At 65.5% G+C, this 15184-nt stretch carries 18 protein-coding genes; 16 read left to right on the top strand and 2 right to left on the bottom strand.

Features of this window, described 5'->3' with window-relative positions:
• The 15 genes from ABZS43_RS25920 to ABZS43_RS25850 all read left to right on the top strand — a co-directional run.
• On the top strand, nucleotides 1-936 hold a 936-nt coding region (locus ABZS43_RS25920; RefSeq protein WP_355038560.1), incomplete at its 5' end, for a nucleoside hydrolase.
• Nucleotides 937-940: 4 nt separating this feature from the next.
• Nucleotides 941-1756, top strand: coding sequence for an SAM-dependent methyltransferase (locus tag ABZS43_RS25915; protein WP_355038559.1), 816 nt, complete (start codon nucleotides 941-943; stop codon nucleotides 1754-1756).
• A 410-nt stretch (nucleotides 1757-2166) separates the two neighbouring features.
• Nucleotides 2167-2988, top strand: coding sequence for an SAM-dependent methyltransferase (locus ABZS43_RS25910; RefSeq protein WP_355038558.1), 822 nt, complete (start codon nucleotides 2167-2169; stop codon nucleotides 2986-2988).
• 53 nt (nucleotides 2989-3041) lie between these two features.
• Nucleotides 3042-3407 carry a hypothetical protein gene (locus tag ABZS43_RS25905; RefSeq protein WP_355038557.1) on the top strand — a complete coding sequence of 122 codons (366 nt, stop codon included), beginning with the start codon at nucleotides 3042-3044 and terminating at the stop codon, nucleotides 3405-3407.
• A 499-nt stretch (nucleotides 3408-3906) separates the two neighbouring features.
• Nucleotides 3907-4374 (top strand): hypothetical protein, encoded by a 468-nt coding sequence (locus ABZS43_RS25900; protein ID WP_355038556.1) that lies wholly within the window; start codon nucleotides 3907-3909, stop codon nucleotides 4372-4374.
• A 208-nt stretch (nucleotides 4375-4582) separates the two neighbouring features.
• Nucleotides 4583-5134, top strand: a complete 552-nt coding sequence (locus ABZS43_RS25895; RefSeq protein WP_355038555.1) for an AAA family ATPase — start codon at nucleotides 4583-4585, stop codon at nucleotides 5132-5134.
• Nucleotides 5135-5348: 214 nt separating this feature from the next.
• Nucleotides 5349-5750, top strand: a complete 402-nt coding sequence (locus ABZS43_RS25890; protein WP_355038554.1) for a 6-carboxytetrahydropterin synthase — start codon at nucleotides 5349-5351, stop codon at nucleotides 5748-5750.
• 3 nt (nucleotides 5751-5753) lie between these two features.
• The gene (locus ABZS43_RS25885; protein ID WP_355038553.1) at nucleotides 5754-6464 is read left to right on the top strand and encodes a 7-carboxy-7-deazaguanine synthase QueE; all 711 of its coding nucleotides are present in this window, start codon (nucleotides 5754-5756) and stop codon (nucleotides 6462-6464) included.
• Entirely contained in the window at nucleotides 6461-6967 is a 507-nt protein-coding gene (locus ABZS43_RS25880) for a phosphoribosyltransferase family protein (RefSeq protein ID WP_355038552.1), read from the top strand. The genes ABZS43_RS25885 and ABZS43_RS25880 overlap by 4 nt, the downstream gene beginning before the upstream one ends.
• Nucleotides 6964-7788 (top strand): methyltransferase domain-containing protein, encoded by an 825-nt coding sequence (locus tag ABZS43_RS25875; protein ID WP_355038551.1) that lies wholly within the window; start codon nucleotides 6964-6966, stop codon nucleotides 7786-7788. Before ABZS43_RS25880 ends, ABZS43_RS25875 begins: the two co-directional genes overlap by 4 nt.
• Complete coding sequence (locus tag ABZS43_RS25870; protein ID WP_355038550.1) at nucleotides 7785-8450, top strand: hypothetical protein; 666 nt, start codon at nucleotides 7785-7787, stop codon at nucleotides 8448-8450. Before ABZS43_RS25875 ends, ABZS43_RS25870 begins: the two co-directional genes overlap by 4 nt.
• The gene (locus ABZS43_RS25865) at nucleotides 8447-9481 is read left to right on the top strand and encodes a radical SAM protein (protein WP_355038549.1); all 1035 of its coding nucleotides are present in this window, start codon (nucleotides 8447-8449) and stop codon (nucleotides 9479-9481) included. Before ABZS43_RS25870 ends, ABZS43_RS25865 begins: the two co-directional genes overlap by 4 nt.
• Nucleotides 9478-10533, top strand: a complete 1056-nt coding sequence (locus ABZS43_RS25860) for an aminotransferase class I/II-fold pyridoxal phosphate-dependent enzyme (protein ID WP_355038548.1) — start codon at nucleotides 9478-9480, stop codon at nucleotides 10531-10533. Before ABZS43_RS25865 ends, ABZS43_RS25860 begins: the two co-directional genes overlap by 4 nt.
• Nucleotides 10518-11162, top strand: coding sequence for an exonuclease domain-containing protein (locus ABZS43_RS25855; RefSeq protein WP_355038547.1), 645 nt, complete (start codon nucleotides 10518-10520; stop codon nucleotides 11160-11162). The genes ABZS43_RS25860 and ABZS43_RS25855 overlap by 16 nt, the downstream gene beginning before the upstream one ends.
• 34 nt (nucleotides 11163-11196) lie before the next feature.
• Nucleotides 11197-11940 carry a hypothetical protein gene (locus ABZS43_RS25850; protein WP_355038546.1) on the top strand — a complete coding sequence of 248 codons (744 nt, stop codon included), beginning with the start codon at nucleotides 11197-11199 and terminating at the stop codon, nucleotides 11938-11940.
• On the opposite strand, the gene ABZS43_RS25845 is transcribed toward ABZS43_RS25850, so the two are convergent.
• Nucleotides 11923-12447, bottom strand: a complete 525-nt coding sequence (locus ABZS43_RS25845) for an NUDIX domain-containing protein (RefSeq protein WP_355038545.1) — start codon at nucleotides 12445-12447, stop codon at nucleotides 11923-11925. The two genes, ABZS43_RS25850 and ABZS43_RS25845, sit on opposite strands and share 18 nt — an antisense overlap.
• Nucleotides 12448-12507: 60 nt before the next feature.
• On the opposite strand from ABZS43_RS25845, the gene ABZS43_RS25840 reads away from it, so the two are divergent.
• Nucleotides 12508-13362, top strand: a complete 855-nt coding sequence (locus ABZS43_RS25840) for a zf-HC2 domain-containing protein (protein WP_355038544.1) — start codon at nucleotides 12508-12510, stop codon at nucleotides 13360-13362.
• Between the two features lie 781 nt (nucleotides 13363-14143).
• Here ABZS43_RS25840 and ABZS43_RS25835 read toward each other — a convergent pair.
• Nucleotides 14144-14965 (bottom strand): helix-turn-helix transcriptional regulator, encoded by an 822-nt coding sequence (locus ABZS43_RS25835; RefSeq protein ID WP_355038543.1) that lies wholly within the window; start codon nucleotides 14963-14965, stop codon nucleotides 14144-14146.
• Between the last annotated feature and the right edge of the window lie 219 nt (nucleotides 14966-15184).

The raw sequence follows: 15184 nt of genomic DNA, 5'->3' as shown, positions 1-15184 counted from the left end.
CAACCAACCTTTCGGGAATCATCTGACCAGCCGAAAACCATGCAACAAGAACCAATCCAGCAACAGGTTCGAACTGGCGATAGAAATATCGGGGGCGATCCCGACGCTTTCGTTGCTCTGGTGATCGCCGCACGGCTGGTGCCGGACCTGCTGGTGGTCACCGCTGGTGAGGTCGGCGGGCTGCGCGCGGAGCTTACGCGGCGGGTACTGGGTCTGTTGGGCCGCAGCGATGTCGAGGTCATCGAAGGGATCGACCTGGGCGAGCGGCGGTCGTTCCTGCCCGATCCCGGCCAGAGGGTGCCCGCCTATGTGCTGGCGAGCGTGCAGGAGCGAGAGGACCGCCGCCACGAGCTGGCCGACGCACTGAATCAGCGGATCGTCAACACCGAGGGTCCGGTCCGGTGGGTGGGCTGCGGGCCGATGACCAACCTCGCCACCCTACTGCGCGCCGCACCCGAGATCGCCGAACAGATCACCGTCACACAGACCGGCGGATGGCTCGATCACTACCACGACCCCGAACACGGCGAACACAACCTGCGCACAGACCCCCTCGCCACCGGATGGGCGCTGCGGATACTGCCCGCCCCCCGACTGGTGTTGGCCGATCACACCAACCACCCAGGGATCCGCGTCACCGCCGACTGGACGTTGATTCACGCGCTGGACTCCGACAGCGCACCGGAGTGGGCGCGGCTGCTGTCGGCGCATTTCCACCGGTGGACCGCGCGCGGGTACGACGGGTTCTGGCTCCACGACCCACTGACTCTCTCGGCCGCCCTGGGCTATGAGTTCGTCGGCTTCGCCGAGACTCGGGTCCGCATCGGCGACGACGCACGCCTGTGGCGCGATCCCTACGGCCGTGTCGTACGGGCTTCGGCCGATGCCGACTACGCCGGTTTCGTGGCCTGGCTGCTCGAGCAGGTGCGGTGGTGAGCTGGTGAACCAATGCCCGACGTGCGGTGGTATCGAATATCGCAGCGCGACACCCGACGATCCCCGTGAACGCGAGGCGACAACCGGGGACGAGTTGCTGAGACCGGCACATGCTCGCGTCCTGGACGCTCTGCTTCCGCTGGACCTCGACCGTGAATGCGGCCCGGACGACCCGTTCCTGTCGGTGGGCAAGGACAACTACAGCATCGACCAGGAGATGGTCGCCGACATCGATCGTTGTGCGCCGGGGTTCGGTGCCAGTGTCCGCGCGGGGCACGTGTTCCAGTTGCGGGCGGTGGCCGCGCTGGCCGAACGTGGGGTGTGTCAGTTCGTGGTCATCGGGTGCGGGTATCCGCGAGAACGCAACGTCGGCAGCGTCGCCCGGTCGATCATCTCGGTCGCGAGTGTCCTCTACCTCGATGACGGATCGATCGTTTCGGCCTACGGTCTCGCGCTACTCGACACCGAAACCCGTTACCTGCGAGCTGATCTCGATGACCCGTACTCGATCCTGGCCGCGATCGAGCACACACGCCTGAGGCCCGGCGGTATCGACCCCAGCGGCCCGGTCGCGCTCGTGTTCGGGTCACTGGTTCTCGAACGACTGACCGACCCGGCCGCGGTGATCGCGGAGTTGGTCGCCGCGTTCCCGAGCGGGTACCTGGCGGCGACTCACGTGTGCACCGACGCCGACACCGATCCAGACACCCTCGCGAGCGTGGCCACTGTCTACACCGAGTACCACCTGAGGATGCGACCCCGCCTCACCGCCGAGGTGACGGCGCTACTGGCCGGGTCGAATTGCTCGACCCCGGCCTGACAGTGGCCCAGGACTGGAAACCCGCCCCCACCACGAAATCGGGGGAGGCGAGCGAACGGTCTTGCTTGGCTGCGCTCGGCGCGTGGGGAGGTCCGCGATGACCCCCGCACCACCTACCGGGTTACCGCCGCGGCGACCGGTCCGGATGCGAACCGACGAGTCGGTGACGTCATGATCCATCATCGGATGCCCCTGCACTGCAACAGATCCGGCCCGCGTTGCACGAAACCGGACACCTCGAAACAGTCCGGCCACTGGATGGGATCGGTGCCCTCACCGTCACAGCGACACACTGACGCGGCCCGGGCCCGGTACAGATGCGCGCTGGTCAGCAGCCGCGATCAACGTCGAGGATCACCACGATTTCGCGGTCCCGGTATGGAAGACGAGACCAGATGAGCCGAGATGCGATGTCAGCCATAGTAAGAGCCGAAGCGCTCACCGCGCATGATCCCTTTCGCCCTCACTGCGGGCGGGTGCACGATTACCTACTCAACGCTGGTAAGGATTCCTACGAGGTCGATGAGCGTCTCGGTGCACTCCTGGTCGAGAAGGCTCCCCCTTTCCAGCTGGGCGCGCGAGCGGCCCGAATGTTTCTGCTGCGCGCGGTGCACGACGTAGCGGCCGAATTCGGGATCGCCCAGTTCGTCGAGCTCGGTGCCGGCTATCCGTGCTCGCCGAATCTGCACGAGATCGCGGGTGGGGTGCTTCCGGGCACGCGCACCGTGTACGTGGACAGCGATGCGGTCGTAGCCGCGCACGGACGCGCGCTGCTGGCAGGCGATGGCACCGAGTTCGTGCACGCGGATCTGACCGACACCGACACGACCGTGCGAGAGATCAGCGCGCTGATGAACCTCACCGAGCCGGCGGCGGTGTGTCTCGGGTTCGTCGTCGAGTTCATCGCCGACCCCGGCGCGGTGATCGAGGCGGTCACCGCAGTCCTTGCGCCCGGGTCGTTCGTGGTGCTGAGCCACGTCACCGACGACGTGGAAACCGACATGGTCCACGAAGCGCGCGACATCTACCGCAGTGGGGGGATCGAGTTCTGGCCTCGCTCAGCCGTGGAGATCGCCGCGCTCATGTCCGGCTTCGACCTGATAGGGCCTGGATTGGTCCCTGTGCACGGCTGGTGTCCGGATGTGAAGCGAGCCTCGGTGGACGGGGCGGGCCTCGGCTGGCATCCGGCATCCAGCGAGTTCTGTTTGGCTGCGGTGGGGAGGCTGCGGTGATGCTCGCGCACTCTCGATTCTCCAGGCGCACTCGGACGAAGCAACCGCCAGCCATGACGCCACCGCTCATCAGCAACCACAACCCCGGAGATCCCGTGACCGCTCAGCCACCCCCGACGAAGCCGACGTTGCACAGGGCCGAAGGCATCGCTCTGCCTCGGGCGGCGGAGTTCGTCGAAACGCTGGACTCCCAGTTCGGCTCCGAGTACACCGGGACCTTCATTCGCGCGATCGACGCCGACAACCGCGATGACCAGCCACGTCGGCAGACCGAACTCGCGGCGGCGATCGACATGCTGGTCCGGGCTGGATGGACCCACGAGCAGAGCCGGACAATTGTTCGCAGTCACGTGAAGTTCGTGTATGCCGCAGCCGGCGAGGACCTGCAAGCCCACGTCGACAACGGGGGAACACTGTGAGCTCACCGACGCCCCACCGGGGGTCAGACGGCATGAGCGGCACGAATCCTGGACAGACCATCGCGCCGGCGGCACCGACCAGTGCCCGCAGCGGCCACGGCTCAACAGACCACAGTGTGAGATCGAATAGTGCTGTGACGCGGTGTGCTCCACGCAATGCGGTCGAGCGAACATTCGGAACGACCAGATGACCGCAGCGGCCAGTACCGATGAATTCAGCGGTACTCACACCGATGACCGTCGACTGGCGGCATACCGTGTCGAACAGGCAATCACGGATGCGGATGCCATCTTCGCCCACCGCCGTTTCCGCGGAGACCGATACAGCCGGTCACAGCTGCGCATGCTGCTCGTACTGGCGTCGGCCGAAAGCCCACGCTCTGCGGCGAGTCTGACCGCGAATGGATTTGTCGCCACGACAGTCGCCATCCTGCGCGGTCTCGAGAGACGAGCGCTCGTCAGCTCCCAAATAGTGCCAGATCCGAGCTCCGGCCGATCGATGACGGTCTACACCCTGACCGACAAGGGCCTCACCTTGGTCGATTACTGGCTGGCCACGACCCCCGGCACAACCGCGCCGGGAGTGACGGGAGTAACGGAGGGGAGTGCGGCAGTCGGCGGCGCCTCGGAACACCAGGGCGCAGCGCCATCTGGAGAGGACGGTTCGGCGGTGCCTGCCTCGGCTGCGGGTGTTTCCGAGGCGGCGGTGTTGAGGCCGGAGTATGCCGTCAGCGAGGTGTTGGACTTTTTCGAGAAGTGCCCGAACTGTGGCTACACGGCGACAGCAACACGCACCGTTCGGCGGCGCGAGGGCGGCATGGAGACCTCGATCTATCCGACTTGCGCCCTGCCGTGCGGTTGGAACGGGCAGGTCCGCACCGTCTTTCGTGCGACGAGAACTCACCCGGGCAGTGCGGACGTCGTCACCAATACCGCCATCGGCCGAGTGCCCGGATACGGCCGATGAACATATCTTTCCTGCCAGCGGACCGAGAACACCGCGCCACTCTCAACAGAACCGCCAGCGAGGGTGGGCGGTGTGGTGGCTGATACCCGTTGCTCGACACAACGAGGGAGAGGTGCCCAGAGACGGTGTCGATACCGGCGAATGAAATCCGACAGCAGTGACTTGCGGGTTCGAGATGGCCTGCTCGGGATAGGAGCGTTCTCCTGTGATGGTGTGGCTCAATGGACCGTACGGCACCGGTAAGACGACCGTCGCCCAGCAGATAGTGGCGGACAACCCGCTGTGGCGGATATTCGACCCGGAGATGGTCGGGTTCCTGGTTCGATCGCAGTTCCAGGACTTTGGATTCGCCGATTTCCAGCAACTGCGGTCATGGCGAACGGCTGACTCCGATCGTTGCGGCGAGATCGCCCGCGAGACCGGCCAGCACCTAGTGATCACGCAAACCGTGCTGGACCAGCAGTACTGGCGAGAGCTGGTGACCGGAACCCGTGCACACGGGCACACGCTGCGCCAAGTGCTCTTGGATGTACGGCCCGAGATCCTGCGGCAACGAATCTGCGATGACGAGGTGTTACATCGTGCTGCCGGGTGGCGTCTGGAGCATCTGTCGATCTTCCTCGAGGCCCGCACCTGGATGGCGCGCGAGGCCGACCTGGTCGTGGATACCTCCGCCGCGAGCCCTCGCCGCACCGCACTTTCGATCGCCGACGCGATCCGCGGTTGGGTCGAGCAGGACAAGGCGGAACAGAGATCGTGATCTTCGAGACAGAGAGGTCGCGGAGCCGAATCCCATAGCTGACTACCTTGAGCAGTCGATAGCGGTGCATTCGCTGTTATGCACCGCCATAGACGGGCGCGTTATTCGCGAAAATGATTGTATGGCAACAAATTACAGGTTGACATGCCGTATAACGTTGAATAACACTAGATTTCGAAACGATCGTCGGACGATTTGATCGGGGGACGACACGATGACGCAGGTCTCGACCGAGCGCGGGAACTTCCGGATATCGAGGTCATTCAACTTCTGCGCCAGCCATCAACTGTCGTCGCTGCCGGTGGAGCACAAGTGCTCGCGGCTGCATGGACACAACTACACGGTCACGGTGGCCCTGGGCGCGCCGACGCTCGATGAGTACGGTTTCGTGACCGACTTCGCGAACCTGTCGCCGCTGGATGAGTATTTGCGGACACGGTTCGATCATCGTCATCTCAACGACGTGGTCGACTTCGCGCCGACGAGTGAATTGCTGGCTCAGCATCTGGGTTGCTGGTTCGTCGCCGAAGTCGAACCGCATTTGGGTGGCGCGCGTTTGGTGTCGATGACTGTGAGCGAGACATCGCATTCGGCGGCGTGCTGGGAGAGGTCGTGATCGATGGCAACAGGTTCGGATAGGGACGCGGTGGTCGATCGGCGGCGTGACACTGTCCTGGTCGCGGAGAGGTTCGTGTCGACCCAGGGAGAAGGCCCCTACGCCGGGCAGCGGTGTGCGTTCGTGCGGCTGTCGCGATGCAATCTGCGTTGCGGCTTCTGCGATACCAAGCAGACCTGGGATTGGTCGCGATACCGCCCGGCCGAGGTGTCGCGGCGGTTACCGACCGCCCAGATCACGGACTGGGTCGCCGGTACGGGCGTGGATCTGCTGGTGATCACCGGCGGGGAACCGATGCTGCAACAACCGGCGATGGCCGCGATAGCGCAGGGGGTGGACGCGCGGGTGCAGGTGGAGACCAACGGGACGATAGCGCCGATCCCGGAGCTCGCTGAGCGCGTGCAGATGTGGGTGGTTTCGCCGAAACTCGCCAATTCCGGTATGCCGCACGCGATCCGAATCGTGCCGGACGCGCTGGCGGCGCTGACCGCGACAGGGCGTGCGGTGTTCAAATTCGTCGTCGCCGACGTCGATGCCGATTTCGCCGAGATCACCGAGTTGCAGACCACTCATGGTCTGTCCCCGGTCTGGGTGATGCCCGAAGGGGAGACCGTTGAGGCTGTGGTGGCGGGCTTGGCCGCGATCCACGACAGGGCCGTGGCACGCGGCTGGAACGTCTCGGGCCGATTGCATGTGCTGGCAGGAGCCCGATGAGCGTGTCGAACGGCGAGGCTCTGGCTCTGGATCTGACCTGGGCCGGATTCGGTTCCTGTCTGCGCGCGATGGCTGCACGTGTCACCGCCGACGGGCGGCCCAGCGTGGTGGTGGGCGTTCTGCGCGGGGGGATGGTGCCCGCGGTGGCGTTGGCGCATCAGCTCGGGGTGCGGGACGTGCGCGCGATCGGCATCGAACACACCCGGGACGAGGGCACCGACGCCGAAAAGTATCCGGCGCCGCGGGTGCTCGACCCGGCGTCGCTGGGTGTCTTCACCCCGGGTGCCGATGTGCTGGTCGTCGATGACGTCGTCGGTTCCGGCGCGAGTTTGGCCGCGGCCTGCTCGCTGCTCCCGGACACGGTGGTGCGGGTGCGCCGCGCGGTGGTCGTGGTCAACACCGTCAACTGGGCGAAGGCGAATGCCGATGAGCCTCAACAGCATTGTCACTACATCGGCGCCACATGCGCTGGATGGGTTCGTTTCCCTTGGGAGGTTCGATGACTGCGGCAGAACGCCACGATGATCCGCGCCGTACGCGGCCGGGCACGCCGATGATCGGCGACTACAGCATCAATCAGATGGATGATTTCTACGCGGCCCTGGGAGTGGGACAGGTCAAGGCGAGCGGCATCATGAACCTGATGCAGCGGCTGATCATCGCCGGGCATTGCCACCCCGGAGACAAGGTCGTCGACGCCTGCTGCGGTGGTGGCCTGCAACTGCCGGTGCTCTACCGCTACCGCCCGGACCTGGGCAGCTATCTGGGACTCGATATCAGCCCGGCGAACCTGCGCGGCGCGGTCCTGCGCCAACAGCAACTCGATACCCACTACGGGCCGCAGTTCCCGATCAAGTTCCTGACCACCGACGTCTCCCAACCCTGGGGCGTGGGCACCGATATCGACGTCGTGGTCTACACCTCGGCACTGGAACACCTGCCGTATCCGGCGGGACTGGCGAGCCTGGGCCAAGCGGCCAACGCGCTTAGCCCCGACGGTCGGCTGCTGTTGTCGACGCCGATCACCCCCGAAGGCGCACCGCTCCAATACCGCGTCCACGTCCACGAATGGCCCCGCGAACAACTCCTGGCAGCCCTCGATGAGGTGGGGCTGGCTGTCATGGACGAGATCGGGATCCTGCCGCCACCGACGCACGCGATAGAGCAGGCGCTGAGCGACCGATTCGGCGGCGGTGCGGCCGAGTTGTATCAGCAGCTGTCCGACCGGGTGCCCGATCAACTGCTGGGCCCGGTCATCGCCACGGTGCTGGGGGAATCATCGACCGAGAACCTGTACGTCTGCGTGCGCAAGGATCGGTCATGACCACGCGCGCACCGCTGTGGTGCAGCGTGGAGGGGATCAACGGCGTCGGCAAGACCCATCTGCTGGGGAAGGTGGCCCAGCGGTTCGTGGCGGGCGAGTATGCGATGGTCGCCGAGCTGACCGACACCCGTGACGCGGTGCCGAGCACAGTGATCGCCGCCCTCTCGGGCGGGGACACGTTTCTGCGCACCGGCCATCCGCGCACCGAAACCCTGGCGCTGCTGGGATTGAAGGTCCGCGAGTACGAACAGATCCATGCCCTGCCCGATCCGCCCGCGGTGGTGCTCGAAGACCGCGGTGTGGACACCGTGGCGATCTATCAAGCCGCGATCTGGGGCGGGACTGAGGCGACAGCCGCGTTGCGTGATCAGCTCGCTGACCATATCACCGCGACCGCGGCGATATGGCGGCCTCCACCTGATCGGGTGTTGCTGCTCGTCGACGATATCGACGCCTGCGTCGCGCGATACGCCCGCCGTCGCGGGAGCCCGGTCACCACCGAGGAACGAGCGCTCATCGAGTGCGCGGACCGAATGTATCGCGCCCGTGCGCACCGTGATTCGCACCGTTTCCGGGTGGTCGACCGCGCCGGACGCGACGAGGCCGCCGTTGTGGAGCAGATGTTCGGCGAGATCATCGAGGCCGCTGGGGGGCCGCGATGACTCGGGCGAACAAGACGACCACCGTGTTGTGGGCGCTGCGTAGCCCGTGTGACTTGGGGTGCCCGCACTGCTATTTCGGTGTGCTGGAGCAGGATCGCCTCGAACCGCCGACACAGCCGGGCAAACTCACTCACCTGCCCCATGGTGATCTGGGACTGCCGGTGCTGTTGGATTTCCTCTCCGATATCGGCGAATCAGGGGTGCAGCGTGTGTTCCTCGCTGGCGGCGAACCCCTGAACTGGCCACCGGTCGGCCAGATCATCGCGGCGTTGACCGCGGCGGGAGTACAGGTCGTGGTGTGCACCAACGGCCGCCCTCTGACGCGCCCAGCGATCCGGAAAATGTTGTACGACCACGGCGTGCACGCGGTCTCGGTGTCTCTGGACTCGGCCGATCCGGTGATCAACGACCGTCAACGCCCCACACGGGGCGGTCAAACCGACAGCTGGGTTCGGGTCGTCGCCGGGATCTCCGCGCTGCTCGATGAGCGCGGTGACCGGGCGATGAAGGTCGGCATCTACAGCGTGCTGACACGCAACACCCTGGCCGGGATGCCCGACACCGCGCGGTTCGCCGCCGAGCTGGGTGTGGACTATTTCGTCGCGCAGCCGGTCGCGCTCGACCCCGGCCACGAACTCTTCGCCGAACTGGTGCTGCGCGAGCGCGACATACCGCAGCTCGAGCAGGTCTTCGGCGAGATCGCCGACGCCGATCTCGGCATGACCCTGCCAGGGGAGCTGTATCCGGCGCAGGTGGTCTCGACAGTGCGGCACCGATTGCAGGACAAACCCGGCTGCTACGGCGGACACCAGCTGGCATTCATCGAGCCCGATGGATCGGTGTGGGATTGCCCGTCAGGGCACATGATCGCCGCGCAGGCCGCCGCCGGTACCCAGCGAAGCATCATCGGCCACACCGCGGCCGAGTTGTTCGTGCCGACGACGACCGTGCGGGACTGCCCGCTGTTCAGCGGCGATTGTGTGAACATGAACCCGCTGATGGAGTTCGACCGTGTCCTGGGGGCTCGGTGACACGCGCCGCCGCGCCGCCGTTGACCGGCGAAGTGAACGCCTACGAAGACGAACTGGCGCGCTACCTCGGCGTCACCGACGTCGTGGCGGTCTCCTCCGGCACTGCGGCTTTGCAGACCGGCTTGTACGCGGCCGGGGTGCGTCCCGGTGATCGGGTGATCGTTCCCGCGCTGACGGTCGTGATGACGGTGGCCCCGGTGGTGGCACTGGGCGCGCAACCGGTCTTCGTCGACTGCAACGACGACGGAACCGATTTCGACCTCGATGACCTCACCACTCACCTCGACGACGCCGCCGCGATCGTGCCGGTCTACCTGTGGGGACGCGCACCCGACAGCGACGCGGTGCACCACCTCGCCGCCCGACGCGGTATCCCGGTGGTCGTCGATGCCTGCCAAGCGCTGGGAACGATGATCGGGCGCACTCACGCCGGGTTGGATGCCACGGTGGGCTGCTACAGCACCCACCAGCTCAAACTGCTCTCCACCGGCGAAGGCGGCTTCCTGGCCACCGACGACAGCGAGATCGCCGCCACAGCCCGCGCCTACCGCTCCCACTGGCTCCCTCCACCACCGCAGAGTGCCCCGGCCTCGCGGATCGCCCACAATTTCCGGCTCGCCGCCCCGCTGGCCGCGCTCGGCCGCGCCGAACTGTCAGGGCTGGACGAACAGATCAGCTGGCGCACCGAGCAAACACTGCTGCTGATCCGGCTACTGGCCCAGGTGAAGCAGTTGGAGGCGCTGGTCCCGCCACGACAGCGCTGGAACCACTACGCGCCGGTGTTCCGGCTACATCTGGACCGGCCGCGGGCCTTTTCCGAACACCTGGCCGCGTTGGATATCCCGGTGCCGAACTCGACGGGCACCTTCAAACTGATCCCGCTGGATCAACGCCCGATGTTCGCCGACGAGACCGGCCCGCGCTGCACAACAGCGGCCACCGTGCTGGACACCGTCCTCGCCATAGCGCTCACCCGCGCCGACGACCACACCCGCATCGCGCAGTACGCCGCGATCATCGAACAGGAGGTTCACCGATGGGTCGACGCCTGATCGACTCCCTGAGCACCGTCACCATGGCGGTGATCGACTTCGAGTACACCACTCCGACCGGCGCACCGAAGGAACCCTTCGAGGTCGCCGTACAGGTGTTGAACGTCGAGCACGGCAAGATCAACCTCGGCGCCGAATTCGAGGCATTGATGCGGCCCCCGGCTCATGCCGCACTGACGGTGTTCGACACCGGCCAAACCGGCATCACCCCCGAGATGGTCGCCGACCAGCCCCCCGCGACAGAGGTGCTCGCGAGACTGGATCGCCGCTTCTCCGCGGGCCCGTACGTGCTCATCGCCCACCATGCGCCCGCCGAAGCAGGAGTCCTGTCCGCCTACCGCCAATCGTGCCCGAACCTGGCGCGACTGCCGATCCTGGACACCGTGCGCCTGGCACGGGACCTGTACCCGGTTCTGCCCAAACACAGCCTCGACCAGATCATGCGCCACCTGGGCATCCCCGCACCGCCCGACCGGCACCGCGCAGGCGCGGATGTGCGCCTCACCGCCGAGATCTTCATCCGAATGGTCACCGACTCCACCACATGGATGAACCTGGACCACCTACGCGCCATCGCCGGCTACACCCCGCAGGCCCCGCCGCCGGAGCAAACCACGCTGTTCGACTGACCCCGGCGACCGTGCCCGCAGAAAACGAGGAATCATGCCTGCTTCTACCCGCATGAATGAAAACGGTTCCGCACCGAAACTCTTGAGTATCGAAGGGATCAACGGCGTCGGAAAGACCTATCTGACCGGGTTGGTCGTCGACCAGCTCACCCGTGACGGCGAAGTCCCGCCGGTGGTGCTCGAAGAGTTCTCCCGCCGATCCACCGATACCGACCTCGGCCGCCGCCTACTGGGCACCCTGGTACAGGCATCCCGCAGCGAGCGGTTCCTACGCGCGGGATACCCGGGCTCGGAGACACTACTGTTGCTGGCCGTCAAGACCCACGACTACGAATCCGTGCTCGAACTCCTGGCCGCAGGGCGCACCGTGATCGAGGGCCGCAGCCTGCACACCACCGCGGTCTACCAATCCCTGATCACCCACCCCGACGACGACAACGCCCACAGCTTCGCCACCACCCTGCTGCGCCACGCCGCGCTCTACCGGCCACTGCCGGACCGCACCGTGTTGCTGACCGACGACGTCGAAGCCGCCGTACACCGCGCGGAAGTCCGCAACGCAGAGACCTTCACCGCCGAGCAGTGGACCCTGCACCGGCGGGCGGCAGCCCTGTTCGAGCGCCTGGCCGCCGACGACCCGGACCGCTTCCTGGTCCTGGACCGCCGCGAACACGACACCACCGCACTCACCGCCGCGCTGCTCGAACTGCTGGCCCCGGCCGGGTCCGAATCCAGCGTGATTCGGACCCGATCCGCGTCTCTAGGCGGGCAGCAGTGACCCGTGCCCACCGACCGTCGCTTCGGCGCGGTCGAGCACATCGACATGGGGAAAGAGGAATTCGGCGAGCCTGCGGGTGTCGTCGAACAGATCCAGATCCGCCAGTTCCTCGAGGCGGTACCAGCCGAACTCGTGTACCGCCTGCGCGACCGGATCCGGGGAATCCGCGACCGCCACGTACTGGTGATCGAGATGCTTGTGCGGCTCGGCGAGATGATTGTCGCGCGGGACGTCGACCAACGTGGTCCACCACGGCTCGACCACCACTTCCAGCGGATAGTCCTGCGGCAGAGGAACACTCGCGCGCCGCAGCAGCCGAACTTGCAGTCCGGTCTCCTCGACCACCTCACGCAACGCCGCCTGGGCCGGGGTTTCGTCGTCCTCGACGTGACCACCGGGCACCATCTGCTTGCCCAACCGCGGTTGTAGCACCAGGCCGATCTTCCACCCCTCGCCCTCGAACCGGCAGAACACGAAGGTAGAGGCCGTCGCGTGCACTTTCATCATCCAGAATCACCCCAGGACAGGTCGGTGTCGGTCCCCGACATCGTGCCAGACCCGCCCCCAATGCCCCCCACGGCCACGCCCGATGAATCCGGACACGAATCCCGAGTATGCGAACTCGCAACATCCGACCTGCTCGACGACTATCTGCATCGACACCTGCCTCCCGAGACGATGACCGCGGTACGGACACATCTGGACGTGTGCGAACGCTGCTGGAGAGTCTGGAACCGGCATCGGTGGGACGCCGCCGCGCACCACCTACTGCTGAGCCAGCTCGCCGAATTTCTCGGACCGCGGTTTCGGCCCTACCATGACTCCTCCAAAGCGCTGGCCGCCGAATGGGGTTCCGCCGAACCCCGCACCGATGCCGAGGTCGCCGACTTCTTCCGGACCAGCATGAGTTACCTGTTCAACCTGACGATCTGGGAAGCCAGCGGCAACCGACCGCCCTACGTCACCGCCGCGCTGCCCACCCTCGAACAGCACGCTGTCCGGACCATCCTCGACGTCGGATGCGGCATCGGCAGCGACGCTCTTGCATTGCGCCACAAGGGATTCACCGTCACCGGATGCGACTACCGATCTCCATCGACCCGATTCATGCACCACCGAACCGGCGGATCGATCCCGGTCATCGAACCCGACGAACTACATGCGATGACTACGCCGGACGCGCTCTGGATCATCGACACCCTCGACCACATCACCGAGATAGATCAGACGCTCGGGACGCTTCTACCCAGCATTCGGCTGATGATCACCGAAGACCTCACCGGGACACGGAAGCATGGGAATCAACGGTTTCACCACCGTCGACAATACGGTGAGCTCACCGAGTTGTTTGGAGTCTACGGCCTGACATCGATCGGAAGCGACGGAATTTGCCAGTACTGGCGGGCGAATCCTGAATTCTGATACGTGTGCGTCACCATGAGAATGACTTCCGCGAGCGCAGTCCGGCCTGTCGATGACACGGCCACGTGCGGGCGACACATAACAGCACTGGAAACGATCCGACGCCGAGGCGGTGGACGGTGCGGCAGGGCAGGTGGGCGGTTGTCTGCAACGCTTCGATTATCGAGTTGACTCCGGCCTCGCGTTCTCATCGATCTTGAGGTGGGATGTATCGACGGTGGCGGGTTCGTCGGGTCGGAGGGGGCGTGGTGGGCCGTGCCCGGTTGGTCGGTTGTGGGGGAGGTTGGCGTTTGACCGGTCGCGACGATGGGCGGCGGGAGGCTTCGATCGCGGCCTCGATGTCGCCGGCTGTGAGGAACCAGGTGCGGCCCGCTTTGTGCCCGGGAAAGCGTCCGTTCTTGAGTTGTTGGATGTACCAGCGTTCGGATTTCCTCAGTGCACGGGCACCGGCGGAAACCGGATAGGTGTGCTCATGAGTTTCGTCGGACGGAGGTAGGTGTGGATCAGGCGCTGGGGTGGGGGAGTTTTCGGTCATGGACAGATCCTGTATCCGGCAATTTCTCGATGGCAGAGGTACGCGGAGTTCTTTGCCTTCCCATTTTGTGGAGTTGGATAACGGCTACGTCACGGTGCCCCGAGATTGCCGGTGAGGGGTATCGGCGACCTCGGAGCGGGCGACATGCCGGTTTGCAATCGCGCTGAGCTTGATCAACAAGACCTGGTGGTCGGCTGAACCCAGAGAGAGGTCACCGGCGTGTCGTGGTGCGTGTCGCAATTTTTTCTATCCGTCGGTTTCTCGGCTCGTGGCGTCCTCGGGGGAGGGGCTGGGCGAGAGGATGAGCAGCAGGACGGACTCGGACTGGCTCGTGATGGTGAGGCTGTAGGTGACGGGCAGGCCGGTGACGGGGTGGATGGCGTGCATCAGGGCGCTGGGGTCGCGCCCGTACACCACGCGTACGTCCTCGCTCCAGGTGGCCCGGAATTCGGTGTCGGGCCCCAGGTGATGAAAGACCGCCCGGGTCTGTTCGGCGTTGCGGAAGCATCCGGTGATAGCCCGAATCGAGGCCGTCGCGTAGGCGAGTTCGTAGGGTCGGTCGGTGAGGATCGGTTTGGTGTGGGTGCTGAACATCCAGACCGGGATGGACCCGGTGCGCTCGAGTCCGGGTGTCGCTTCCCGGAACTTCTCGTTGCAGGCCAGCACGTTCCAGACGGGGTCGATGTAGGCGGCGAGCTCGCCTCGTTGATTGAGGCTCTGGAGATGGGCTATGAGCACAGGGTTGCCGGTGACGGCTCTGGCGAGCACGGCGGTGGGGTCGAGAGCGACTGCCGCGACTCGTAGTTCGCGCAGGTGGCGGGCGAGTGTGGAGTCGAGTCGGTAACCGAGAATGATCAACTCCAGCAGGTCCGCGCCGGGAATTCGGCGACCTCGTTCGATGTCTCGGAGGTAGCTTCGGCTGATCTTGAGCAGCATGACTGCGGCGTAGTCGCGGGTGTAACCGCGCTCGTCGCGGATTCGGCGGACGGTGTTGCCGATAGTGGGGACACGCGGTGGTAGTGCGTGTCGGGATCCGGGTGATCTGCGGTGTTCGGGATCACTGGTCATGGGAGTGGAATCCCCTCCTCGAAAAGCTTCCACGGCAGGATGGTCAGAGGTTATGGTGATGGGTTGGCCCCCAGGTTGATGTTTCGTTCCTACCAGATGGGGAATCGCCCGGCAAGGGCATGGATGATCACATCATCCGAGCCGGTTGCCCCGAGGATGCGAGCACGCGGGCGGCTTTCGAGCTGAGTGGCTCTGTGGCGGACCGGATTTCGGAGAAAA

Origin of the sequence: Nocardia sp. NPDC005366 (assembly GCF_040606855.1) — a bacterium.
Classification (GTDB): Bacteria; Actinomycetota; Actinomycetes; order Mycobacteriales; family Mycobacteriaceae; genus Nocardia.
The sequence above is the reverse complement of the archived record's forward strand: the minus strand, read 5'-3'. Positions and strand labels throughout refer to the sequence as shown.